Genomic DNA, 11822 nt, shown 5'->3' with positions numbered 1-11822 from the left:
CATGGACACGACAAGCTTCGATAAGACCAAGACCGAAATCGACGGCCCTGTACACGCCTCGCTCAGGCACGATTCTGCCCATAAACATGTGACGGGCAGCGCCGAATATATCGACGATATTCCCGAACCCGCCGGCCTCGTTCACGGCGCGCTTGGCCTTTCCGACCGGGCCCATGCCGAAATCGTCTCGATGGACCTTTCGGAAGTGGAAGCTGCGCCGGGCGTGTTATGGGTGATGACAGGCAAAGACGTGCCCGGCGAAAACGACGTTTCCTCCGGCGGGCGTCATGACGAGCCGCTGCTGGCCGAAACGAAGGTTGAATTTCACGGCCAGCCGATCTTCGCGGTCTTCGCTGAAAGCCGCGATATTGCCCGCAAGGCCGCCCGCAGGGCGAAAATCGTCTACAAGGACCTGCCGCATTTCACCGATATCGACACGGCGATTGAAAATGGCGGTGCGCTCGTCATCGATCCGATGACGCTGAAGCGTGGCGATGCGAAGCTCGAAATGGACGTGGCACCCCGCCGCCTGACCGGCACGATGCGGATCGGCGGGCAGGAGCATTTTTATCTTGAAAGCCACATCGCCATGGCCGTGCCGGGCGAGGACGATGAGGTGACGCTGTGGAGCTCCACCCAGCATCCGAGCGAAATCCAGCACATTGTCAGCCACATCCTTCAGGTGCCATCCAATGCCGTCACGGTGCAGGTGCGGCGCATGGGCGGCGGTTTCGGCGGCAAGGAAACCCAGGGAAACCAGTTCGCAGCCCTTTGCGCCATTGCCGCCAAGAAGCTGAACCGGGCCGTGAAAATCCGCCCCGACCGCGACGAAGACATGACCGCCACCGGCAAACGCCACGATTTCCGCGTCGATTACGAGCTAGGCTTCGATGAGGAAGGCCGCATCCACGCCGTCGACGCCACCTATGCGGCCCGCTGCGGTTTTTCCTCTGACCTTTCTGGCCCGGTCACCGACCGCGCGCTCTTCCATGCGGATTCCAGCTATTTCTACCCGCATGTGCACCTCACCTCGCGGCCGTTGAAAACCCACACCGTCTCCAACACCGCTTTTCGCGGTTTCGGCGGCCCGCAGGGCATGCTCGGGGCTGAGCGTTTCATCGAGGAAATCGCCTATGCCGTCGGCAAGGACCCGCTCGATGTCCGCAAGCTCAATTTCTACGGCGAAACCGGTTCGGGCCGCACCACAACCCCCTACCATCAGGAAGTCGAGGACAACATCATTGCCCGCATCGTTGAGGAACTGGAAGCATCCAGTGAATACCGCGCGCGCAGGCAGGCAATTGTCGAGTTCAACAAGACCAGCCCGATCATCCGCAAGGGCATTGCGCTCACCCCGGTAAAATTCGGCATCTCCTTCACCATGACCGCCTTCAATCAGGCGGGCGCGCTGGTGCATATCTATAATGACGGTTCGATCCACCTGAACCATGGCGGCACCGAAATGGGCCAGGGCCTCTACACCAAGGTGGCGCAGGTGGTGGCCGATGCCTTCCAGGTGGATATTGGCCGGGTGAAAATCACCGCCACGACCACGGGCAAGGTGCCCAATACGTCGGCCACGGCCGCCTCGTCCGGTACGGACCTCAACGGCATGGCGGCCTATGACGCTGCCCGCCAGATCCGTGAAAGGCTCATCAAATTCGCCGCCGAGAACTGGAACGTGCCGGAAGAAGAGGTTGTCTTCCTGCCAAACCGGGTGCGCATCGGGCTTGAGGAAGTCGCCTTCAACGATTTCATCAAACGAGCCTATTTCGCCCGCGTCCAGCTTTCCGCCGCCGGTTTTTACAAGACGCCGAAAATCCATTGGGATCGCGCCGCCGGCCGCGGCACGCCGTTTTATTATTTCGCCTATGGCGCGGCCTGTTCGGAAGTGTCGATCGATACACTGACCGGCGAATACATGATGGAGCGCACCGATATTCTCCACGATGTCGGCAAGTCGCTAAACCCGGCCATCGATATCGGCCAGGTGGAAGGCGCCTTCGTGCAGGGCATGGGCTGGCTGACGACGGAGGAATTATGGTGGGACGGCAAGGGGCGGCTGCGCACCCACGCTCCCTCCACCTACAAGATCCCGCTTGCCTCCGACCGGCCGAAGATTTTCAACGTTCAACTGGCGGAATGGTCGGAAAACGCCGAGCCCACCATCGGCCGCTCCAAGGCCGTGGGCGAACCGCCTTTCATGCTGGCGATCTCGGTTCTCGAAGCACTCTCCATGGCCGTCGCGTCCATCGCCGACTACAAGGTCTGCCCACGCCTCGATGCGCCGGCAACGCCCGAGCGGGTGCTGATGGCGGTGGAACGGTTGAAGAAGGTGTGAGGGGAGACATGATGACGTCCCTCTCCCGCTTCCTCGCCAGCTCCGGACCTGCAATCCTCGTGGAAATCGAGGCCGTGAAAGGGTCATCGCCGCGCGAGGCGGGAACCTTCATGCTGGTAAGCCGGAAGGCGCTGTGGGAGACCATCGGCGGCGGGCAGTTCGAATATATGGCGATAGACCATGCCCGTGCCATGTTGAAGAACGGTACGACCGAAGACGGCATGGATATTCCGCTCGGCCCCGAAATCGGCCAATGCTGCGGCGGCCGCACCCTGCTCCGCTTCCGGCTGGTAACGCCGGACATCGCGGCAGCACTCGAGGCAAGGCTTAAGGCTGAAACCGAGCAGCAGCAGGCCGTTTTCATTTTCGGGGCGGGCCATGTCGGCAAGGCGCTGACAGATGCTCTGTCGCTTCTGCCTTTGACACTGACCGTGGTGGAAACCCGTGAAAACGAGTTGCGCGATCTTTCAGCCGGTGTCGTATCCGTGCTGACCCCCATGCCGGAAGCGCTGATCGCGAAAATTCCCGCAAACGGCGCTGCGATCATCGTCACCCACGATCACGCACTCGATTTCCTGATTGCAAAGGAAGCGCTTGCCCGCGACGATCTCGCTTATGTCGGCATGATCGGCTCGAAAACCAAACGCGCCACCTTCGCCCATTGGCTGGAGCGAGAGGGAGAACCCCCTTCCCGCCTTCAAAAACTCATTCTGCCGATCGGTGGAAGTAGCGTCAAGGACAAGCGCCCCGCCGTCATAGCGGCCCTTGTGGCAGCCGAGTTGCTGCAAGCATTTTCCGCTGCCGAAACCCGTCGCACCGAAAATCAGCGCGGCCATCCTCAAGACCAAGGTCACGCCTGATCCCGTCGGGCAGGCTTTCATCTACCAGATTATCCGGTCGAAGGCTCTCAAGGGAAAACCGTTCCGCGGTCCGCAGACCCGCGCGCAGGCGGGACCACGCGCGCAAGAGTGCTGTGCGCATGTTCGTCTCCATTTAAAAAATGTCAGAAGCTCAGTTGATGAATTGAGCTAAAAATGCTCTGTTTTCCGGATAAAAACCAATGAAACCTTTGGCAGTTGGCATAAAGAGAACTTATCCATGAAAATGTCCCGCCAGTTCCCCCTGAATGCCCTGCGCGTGTTCGAAGCCGCCGCCCGGCATCTCAGCTTCACCAAGGCCGGTGAGGAACTGGGCATGACGCAGACGGCGGTCAGCTATCAGGTGAAACTGCTGGAAGAGAATGTTGGCGAGCCGCTCTTCATCAGAAAGGCGCGGCAGGTTGTGCTGACCGAGGCCGGGCAGAAACTGGCGCCGAAAGTTGCGGAAGCCTTCAACACTTTACGGGAGGCCGTCGACAATGTCCGTGACACCTCTGACACCACCCTGACCATTCACTCCACCGCGACTTTCGCATCGCGCTGGCTTTCGCGGCATCTGGGAGCTTTCCAGCTTGAACATCCCTCGATCGCCGTGCGGCTCGACACATCAAGCGCATTGATCGATTTTACGCAGTCCGATTGCGATGTCGCCATCCGCTGGAGCAGCGACGATGGCAAAGGACTGATCTATCATCAGTTGCTGCGGGGCGTTTACACGCCGATGCTGCATCCGAACCTTGCCGAAAGCATCGGCGGATTGAAAAAGCCGGAGGATCTTCTGCGCCTGCGTATCATCGATCCGGGTGACATCTGGTGGAGCCAATGGTTCCGGGAAGTCGGCATCGAAAATCCGGGCCTCGACCGTTATCCGCGCAGCCGCCTCAGCGTGCAGGCTTTCGAAGCCGCAGCGGCAATTGCCAGCCAGGGGGTAGCCATGCTCACCCCTGAACTTTATGCGGACGAAATTGCCCTCGGCCGCCTTTATCAGCCCTTCGAGCACCTCAGCAACGAAGGTAAGAACTATTGGCTCGTCTACCCTGAAAACCGCAGGAACATTCGCAAGATAAGGCTGTTTCGCGACTGGATACTGAAGCGGATCGATGAAAACCGGCCGCAAACATCTCAATACCCCATATCAGGCGCATAAAAGCAGCGCGGCGTGTCCTCGTCCGGGAACAGACAGAGATGATATTCTCCATCCTCGGATCGTCTTGCCTCACGCTGCGACCAGCTGAAGACATGGCGCCGCGTCACCAGACGATGATCGCCGGGCGCAAGCGAGACCTCGTAACCATCCTGCGTGACACGAACACTTCGCGTAGGGATCATCTGGCAATCGCCGGTTTCGGCGTCGCCATTGCAGCAGTAGCTTTCATATTTGAACCCCTTGTGGGATTCATGCGCAAGCGCCGTGGCGTTGAACGCCATCAGCAGGAAAAGAACTGTCAGAACAAGGCGCATCGGCACGGTCTCCGTTGAAAACAACGGCGGCTGCCGGAAGGTCATTGCGTCACTTCATTCAAAATCCAAGCATCAACGCATACCCGGACGCAACGGCACCGGGAACTGCAACACCTGCCCCTGATCTGCCCCGCCCCCAGGGTTCGCAGCACCCGCTTTCGGAATGAACCGCCAGCGAAAACATGTCATTGAAGCCTTGCGCCTCTGACCGAAAACCGGAAAGAACATGCGCAACATGAATGTGTCAGAGTGCCCTTCGAAGCGTCCTTTCGGACGCAGGTCGCTCCAAGGCCCCGCAGCCCAATAGTTTTGCACATCAGCAGACTGCTCAACGGATAATAGCTGAGTCGCGTTAGCCAGCTAAGCACAAACTCAGCGGCAGGACGGCTCCTTTACGATTGGGCGGGGCCGGAAGCGGGGCGTCGCCGCGCCTGCGCCAAAGTTGTGGACACGAGCGTACGGGATTGTGAACAATCATCGTGCGGTGTTTGCTTTTCCCTTTCCTAACGGTCAAATTTCTCGCAAGGTGCGCTGCACAAGGATCAGGGGAACCGAATGTACGAATATGCCATTGCGTGGGAATGGATGGCCTTTGCCGTCCGCTGGCTCCACGTCATCACCGCCATCGCCTGGATCGGCTCGTCCTTCTATTTCATCGCGCTCGATCTTGGGCTGGTCAAACGGCCGCATCTGCCGCCGGGGGCCTATGGCGAGGAGTGGCAGGTGCATGGCGGCGGCTTTTACCACATCCAGAAATATCTGGTCGCCCCGGCCCAGATGCCCGAACACCTGACATGGTTCAAATGGGAAAGCTACGTCACCTGGCTGTCCGGCTTCGCCATGCTGTGCATCGTTTATTACGGCGGCGCCGACCTTTTCCTCATCGACCATTCGGTGCTGGCGCTCACTCAGTTCCAGGCCATCTGTCTGTCGCTGGCATCGCTTGCCGTCGGCTGGCTGTTTTACGATTTCCTCTGCAAATCGCCGCTTGGCAACAACACCTGGGGCCTGATGGTGGTGCTTTACGTCGCGCTGGTGGCGATGGCGTGGGGCTATACGCAGGTCTTCACCGGCCGCGCCGCCTTCCTGCATCTCGGCGCTTTTACCGCCACCATCATGTCGGCGAATGTGTTCTTCATCATCATTCCCAATCAGAAGATCGTCGTTGCCGACCTGATCGCCGGGCGCACGCCGAACCCGAAATATGGCCGCATCGCCAAACAGCGCTCGTTGCACAACAACTACCTGACGCTGCCCGTCATCTTCTTCATGCTGTCGAACCACTATCCGCTGGCCTTTGCGACCGAGTTCAACTGGATCATCGCAGCACTTGTCTTCCTGATGGGCGTCACCATCCGCCACTGGTTCAACACCACCCATGCCCGCAAGGGCAAGCCGACATGGACCTGGCTGCTGACCGCGCTCATCTTCATCGTCATCATGTGGCTTTCCACCGTGCCGAAGGTGCTGACCGGCGAAGAAGAACAGAAGGCGGCAACGCTTTCGCCGATGCAGCAGCAATTCGTCAGCGACGCCCATTTCGCGAGCGCCCGCGATGTCGTTCAGGGTCGCTGTTCCATGTGCCACGCCGCCGAGCCGGTGTGGGAAGGCGTGCCCTTCACGCCGAAATCTGTGAAGCTCGAAACCGACGCGCAGATCGCCGCACACGCCCGCGAAATCTATTTGCAAGCCGGCCGCAGCCATGCCATGCCTCCCGGCAACATCACCGCCATCACCCCGCAGGAGCGCAAAGTGCTGACCGCATGGTATGAAAGCGCCGTTTCCGCGGGCAAAGACGCCAAGGAAAAAACCGAATGAGCATGGTTCTGCTGCGTGGCCGCCTGTTAAGCTTCCGCCGCGCGCCGCTCGCAATCGACGATACGCAAAGCTATCTCTACATCGAGGATGGCGGCCTGCTTATCGAAAACGGCAAGATCGCCGCCATTGGCGACTATGCCGATATTCGCAAGCAGGCACCTGATGACATTGAGGAGAAGGACCACCGCCCTCATCTCATCGTGCCGGGCTTGATCGACATGCACCTGCATTTCCCGCAGATGCAGGTCATCGGCTCCTATGCCGCCAACCTTCTGGAATGGCTGAATACCTATACTTTCCCGGAAGAATGCCGTTTCGTCGAAAGCGCGCATGCCCAGCGCATCGCCACACATTTTTACGATGAGCTTCTGCGCCACGGCACCACCACGGCTGTCGTCTATTGCTCCGTGCACAAGACCTCAGCCGATGCGTTTTTCACTGAGGCCCTGAAGCGCGGCATGCTGATGGTGGGCGGCAAGGTGATGATGGACCGCAACGCCCCGCAGGGCTTGCTGGACACGCCGGAAACCTCCTATGACGAGACCCGGGCCGTGATCGCCGACTGGCACGGCAAGGGCCGCAACCACGTCGCCATCACGCCTCGCTTCGCCATCACCTCTACGCCGAAACAGATGGAAGCAGCCCAGGCGCTGGCGCAGGAATTTCCCGATCTCTTCATCCAGACGCATCTTTCCGAAAATCTGGACGAGATCAAATATACCTGCGAGCTCTACCCGGAAGCGACCGATTACACCGACATCTATGTGCGTTACGGCCTGATGGGCAACAAGACCCTGCTCGGCCACGCCATCCACCTCTCGGAACGTGAGGCGGACGTGCTGTCGGAAACCGGTGCAGTCGCCGTGCATTGCCCCACATCGAACCTCTTCATCGGTTCCGGCCTCTTCCCGATGAAAAAGCTGCAACGGCGCGAAAAGCCGGTGCGCATCGCAGTCGCGACCGATATCGGCGGCGGATCGAGCTATTCCATGCTGCGCACCATGGACGAGGCGTACAAGATCCAGCAATTGCTGGGCGAACGACTGAACCCGCTGGAAAGCTGGTATCTGATGACGCGCGGCAACGCCGAAGCGCTTTCCATGGTCGACCGCATCGGCACGCTGGACGCCGGCACGGATGCCGACATCACGGTTCTCAACGCCTCTTCCACGCCCGCCATGGCGCTGAAGATGGAAGTGGTGAAAAGCCTGACCGAAGAACTGTTCCTGATGCTGACCATGGGCGACGACCGCACCGTCGTCGAAACCTACGTGGCCGGCAAGGCGATGAAAAGCGCGCTTGCATAGTTCGGTTTAGGCCGAAACATCAGGTCGTGGCCTCATCTATATCAGTACATATTGAAACGAGCGGGCGTCGCCTGTTTTTCTCTCCACGCCGGGGAGAAGAAACAGGCCGCACTCGCCCGTTTCATATGATTGCCTGACAGCCCAAGTCAGCCGAAATGCGAATGACCTCTGGAGTGCGCCGTGCCGGATTTTGAGACAACCACAACGCTCATGATTGTCGCGACATTCATCGTCGCGGGCGTCGTCAAGGGCGTCACCGGCATGGGCCTGCCGACCGTTGCCATGGGCGTTCTCGGCCTTTTCATGCCGCCGGTCGTTGCAGCTGGCCTGCTCATTCTACCCTCCTTCATCACCAATATCTGGCAATTGCTGGCCGGACCCGATTTCAAGGCGATTGTCTCGCGACTATGGCCGATGATGATCGCCATTGCCGTCGGCACGCTTCTCGGCATCCGGCTGATGACATCAGGCACCGGCGTCTGGACCACCTCGGCGCTCGGATTGTGCCTCGCGGCCTACGCAGCCTACAGCCTTCTTGCAAAACCCTTCGCCGTTCCCGCAAGGCTGGAACCGAAACTCTCCCCGGCCGTCGGGCTGGCGACCGGCCTTCTGACCGGCGGCACCGGAATTTTCGTGGTCCCCGCCGTGCCCTATATACAGTCGCTTGGCTTCAGCCGCGACGATCTCGTGCAGGCGCTTGGCCTGTCCTTCACCGTTTCCACCGTTGCGCTTGCCGCCGGCCTTGCCTCTCAGGACGCCTTCCGCGTCGAGCACATGTCGCTTTCCGCACTCGCCGTCCTGCCAGCGCTTCTCGGCATGTGGCTTGGTCAGAATATCCGCCGCATCGTCACTCCCGCGACATTCAGGCGCTGGTTCCTAATCTGCCTGCTATTGCTTGGGGCTGAGCTGTTTTTGCGAGCATTCTGGAGCTGATTCAAGCGCAGTCGAACCGTCACCGCTTCAGAGGCGCAATCAAATTATAGGCGACAATTTCTTCGTCTTCCGTCCCCTCATCGTAAATCTTCGCCACCGTGGCGCGCAGATCCGGCGAATAAACCGCTGTCCATCGTTCTTCCTCTTTGCCGTTTTTACGAATGTCGTAGGTCACATAAAACACCTCGTAATTGCAGAATTTAATCGGAAAGGCGCGCCGCTTCGTAACTGCAAGGGTCAGTGACCACTTATCCTCGATTTTGGTAGTTTCGAGCGGCAGAAATTCAAAAGTGCGTCGAGCGCCAACTTTCAGAGGCCAGAATGCTTCCAGATTTGACGTAAAGTGCTGGCTGTAATTGCCGTCATCGCCCGAACGCGCCAGCTCGATTAACCCCCGAAAGAGAAAAAGCCTCTGTTTGCCTGCGCCTTGAAAATCATTCTCCACCAAGACGATCGGTCCGGATCGCCTGAATTCGCTGCGCACCTGACCGTGGGCAAGAACAAACTCATCCATCATTTTTACCGGAGGGGCACTCGGCGGCGAAAACAATCGCGGGCGAAATAAGAACTGCGATAAGTAATCTGAGCAAATAATTTAACATATTAAAATACGCTATTATTTGAGAAACCATCTGAATTATTATCGAAATACAGTATATTTCAAGCATAATTCCTAGCCATTTGCGAGTGCAAAAAGCACTGCTGCAAAGACGATTGCCATCGCGTAAACGCGATTACCATGTTATGTGAAGCCATCATTCAAATGTGAAGGCTTTATCCATGGGCAAAATCCTCACCATAGCGGACCTGAAGAAACAGGCTCAGCGCCGTGTGCCGAAGATGTTTTTCGACTATGCCGATAGCGGCGCCTGGACGGAAGGCACCTACCGGGCCAATGAGGAGGATTTTTCGAAGATAAAGCTGCGCCAGCGTGTGCTGGTGGATATGACCGACCGGTCGCTCGCCACCGAAATGATCGGACAGAAGGTTTCGATGCCGGTGGCGCTCTCCCCCACTGGACTAACCGGCATGCAGCATGCCGATGGCGAGATGCTGGCGGCAAAAGCGGCGGAAGAATTCGGCGTGCCTTTCACGCTTTCCACCATGAGCATATGCTCCATCGAGGATGTCGCCTCCGTCACCTCCAAACCTTTCTGGTTCCAGCTTTACGTGATGAAGGACCGCGACTTCGTCAATAATCTCATCGATCGCGCCAAAGCCGCCGGATGCTCGGCGCTGGTGCTGACGCTCGACCTGCAAATTCTCGGCCAGCGCCACAAGGACCTGCGCAACGGCCTCTCCGCCCCGCCGAAATTCACCCCGAAACACATCTGGCAGATGGCCACACGGCCGAAATGGTGCCTCGACATGCTGCGCACCCAGCGCCGCAGCTTCGGCAATATCGTCGGCCACGCCAAGAACGTCTCCGACCTCTCGTCGCTCTCCTCCTGGACGGCCGAGCAATTCGATCCGCGCCTGTCGTGGAAGGATGTCGAATGGATCAAGGAGCGTTGGGGCGGCAAGCTCATACTCAAGGGTATCCTTGACGAGGAAGATGCGCGCGCCTCGCTCGATACCGGCGCGGACGCCATCATCGTCTCCAACCACGGCGGTCGCCAGCTCGACGGCGCGCATTCCTCGATCGCCATGCTGCCGAGGATCGTCGATGCCGTTGGCGACAGGGTGGAGGTACATATGGACGGCGGCATTCGCTCCGGCCAGGACGTGCTGAAGGCGGTAGCACTTGGCGCCAAGGGCACCTACATCGGCCGCCCGTTCCTCTACGGCCTCGGCGCGGATGGCAAGCAGGGCGTGACGACGGCGCTCGAGATCATCCGCAAGGAAATGGATATCAGCATGGCGCTTTGCGGGAAGCGGCTGATTACGGACGTCGACCGCAGCATTCTGGCGTGATGGTGACGACACGGCATACAACGTAAAGATCGAAGCCGATGCTTCGGTAAGAATATCGCCTTTACGTCGCCTCCCTCATTTCTGTGCTTGTCACAGGGATCCAGCGAGCCCAAGCCCTTGGGCTGAAAGGACTATTCTCGTCGCGCAGACGCGCGCCGGCTGGATTCCTGTGACAAGAACAGGAATGAGGTGGAGAAGTCCGCTCAATGCCCAATCGTCTTCGAAAACACATTGACGATCACCACCCCGGTCACGATGAACCCAAGACCAACCACCGCAGCAATATCGAGCGTCTGGCGGAACACGAAATAGCCAATGCCGGAAATGAGCACGATGCCAAGCCCGCTCCAGATCGCATAGGCAACGCCGACCGGCAGCGCCCGGAGCGTGAACGACAGGAGATAAAAGGCCGCACCGTAAAACAGAGCCATCAGCACCGTCGGCAACAGCTTGGTGAATTGCTGCGATTGCTGCAGAAAGGAAGTTGCGATGACCTCGCAGACGATAGCCGCGACAAGCGCCCCATAAGTCAAAACAGCCGCGTTCATCGTTCCACTTCCTTTTTCGTCTGGGCGATCATCCGGGCCCTCAGAGCCGCCCTGTCGCCACCCGCTTTACCGTCGTCGGCCAGTAGATCGGCAAACCAGATGCCGTCAGCCGCAAGCCGCACCATCTCCAGGACCACCCCGTCATCCGTTTCTTTATGCCGGGCAAGGCGCCCCTCAATCCAGCTGTTCCACATGCGCCGAAGCGACGGTTCACCGACCATGGAAACCGAGATCGCTGCCCATTGCCTGCCCGAATCCCTGCCCCGATCCGAGAAAACCGCGTTCACATAGGCCCTTGTGAAGCTCCCAAAAGCTTCACAATCCTGTGAGATGAGGTCGTCGATCTCAGTGTCCAGAGCCGCCAGAAGGTCAGTCATCACCGCTTCCAGCAGCACCTGCTTGGAGGGAAAATGATGAAACAACCCACCCTTCGTCACCCCGGCGGCATCGGCCACTGCCTGCACGGAAAGCGCCGCAACCCCCTGCTCGGCAGCGAGTTTCGCCGCGCAATCGAGAAGATTGCGGCGCACGATCTCAGGCTGCTTTTTGCGTTCATGTGCATTTGTCATGGTCGAAAACATACCGGATGGTTGGTTTCTTTGCAAGGAAATTGTGAGGGCGA

Annotated in this window: 11 protein-coding genes; 7 read left to right on the top strand and 4 right to left on the bottom strand. The window is 58.8% G+C overall.

The features are described 5' to 3' along the window. Nucleotide 1: 1 nt before the first annotated feature. The 3 genes from xdhB (at nt 2) to J5276_RS02640 (ending at nt 4366) form a co-directional block, all read left to right on the top strand. Nucleotides 2–2341 (top strand): xanthine dehydrogenase molybdopterin binding subunit, encoded by a 2340-nt coding sequence (xdhB, locus tag J5276_RS02650; protein WP_162632971.1) that lies wholly within the window; start codon nt 2–4, stop codon nt 2339–2341. 11 nt (nt 2342–2352) lie between these two features. After that, nucleotides 2353–3201: a xanthine dehydrogenase accessory protein XdhC gene (gene xdhC, locus J5276_RS02645; protein WP_112154110.1), complete on the top strand. Its 849-nt coding sequence runs from the start codon at nt 2353–2355 to the stop codon at nt 3199–3201. 238 nt (nt 3202–3439) lie between these two features. Beyond that, the gene (locus tag J5276_RS02640) at nt 3440–4366 is read left to right on the top strand and encodes a LysR substrate-binding domain-containing protein (protein WP_003513655.1); all 927 of its coding nucleotides are present in this window, start codon (nt 3440–3442) and stop codon (nt 4364–4366) included. Here J5276_RS02640 and J5276_RS02635 read toward each other — a convergent pair. After that, nucleotides 4342–4680, bottom strand: a complete 339-nt coding sequence (locus J5276_RS02635) for a hypothetical protein (protein WP_003513656.1) — start codon at nt 4678–4680, stop codon at nt 4342–4344. The two genes, J5276_RS02640 and J5276_RS02635, sit on opposite strands and share 25 nt — an antisense overlap. A 555-nt stretch (nt 4681–5235) precedes the next feature. Here J5276_RS02635 and puuD point away from each other — a divergent pair. The 3 genes from puuD to J5276_RS02620 all read left to right on the top strand — a co-directional run bounded on the left by puuD (nt 5236) and on the right by J5276_RS02620 (nt 8738). Beyond that, nucleotides 5236–6498: a urate hydroxylase PuuD gene (puuD, locus tag J5276_RS02630; RefSeq protein WP_112154079.1), complete on the top strand. Its 1263-nt coding sequence runs from the start codon at nt 5236–5238 to the stop codon at nt 6496–6498. Next, nucleotides 6495–7805 carry a guanine deaminase gene (gene guaD, locus J5276_RS02625; RefSeq protein ID WP_209159549.1) on the top strand — a complete coding sequence of 437 codons (1311 nt, stop codon included), beginning with the start codon at nt 6495–6497 and terminating at the stop codon, nt 7803–7805. Before puuD ends, guaD begins: the two co-directional genes overlap by 4 nt. 210 nt (nt 7806–8015) lie before the next feature. Beyond that, nucleotides 8016–8738 (top strand): sulfite exporter TauE/SafE family protein, encoded by a 723-nt coding sequence (locus J5276_RS02620; protein WP_080580902.1) that lies wholly within the window; start codon nt 8016–8018, stop codon nt 8736–8738. 19 nt (nt 8739–8757) lie between these two features. Here the strand turns inward: J5276_RS02620 and J5276_RS02615 are convergent, their stop codons facing one another. Then, on the bottom strand, nt 8758–9252 hold the full coding sequence (locus J5276_RS02615; protein ID WP_236761514.1) for a hypothetical protein: 495 nt from the start codon (nt 9250–9252) through the stop codon (nt 8758–8760). A gap of 266 nt (nt 9253–9518) precedes the next feature. Here J5276_RS02615 and J5276_RS02610 point away from each other — a divergent pair, with 266 nt between their 5' ends. Next, entirely contained in the window at nt 9519–10652 is a 1134-nt protein-coding gene (locus J5276_RS02610; protein WP_065659120.1) for an alpha-hydroxy acid oxidase, read from the top strand. 203 nt (nt 10653–10855) lie between these two features. Here the strand turns inward: J5276_RS02610 and J5276_RS02605 are convergent, their stop codons facing one another. Together J5276_RS02605 and J5276_RS02600 are read right to left on the bottom strand one after the other, a co-directional pair. Next, complete coding sequence (locus J5276_RS02605; RefSeq protein ID WP_038491907.1) at nt 10856–11200, bottom strand: multidrug efflux SMR transporter; 345 nt, start codon at nt 11198–11200, stop codon at nt 10856–10858. Continuing rightward, a complete protein-coding gene (locus J5276_RS02600; RefSeq protein WP_112154080.1) occupies nt 11197–11781 on the bottom strand; it encodes a TetR/AcrR family transcriptional regulator in 585 nt (194 codons plus the stop codon). The genes J5276_RS02605 and J5276_RS02600 overlap by 4 nt, the downstream gene beginning before the upstream one ends. Between the last annotated feature and the right edge of the window lie 41 nt (nt 11782–11822).

This window comes from Agrobacterium sp. S7/73 (assembly GCF_019355535.1).
Taxonomy (GTDB): domain Bacteria; phylum Pseudomonadota; class Alphaproteobacteria; order Rhizobiales; family Rhizobiaceae; genus Agrobacterium; species Agrobacterium tumefaciens.
Note: the sequence above shows the minus strand (reverse complement) of the source record. Positions and strands in the feature narration are given on the sequence as shown.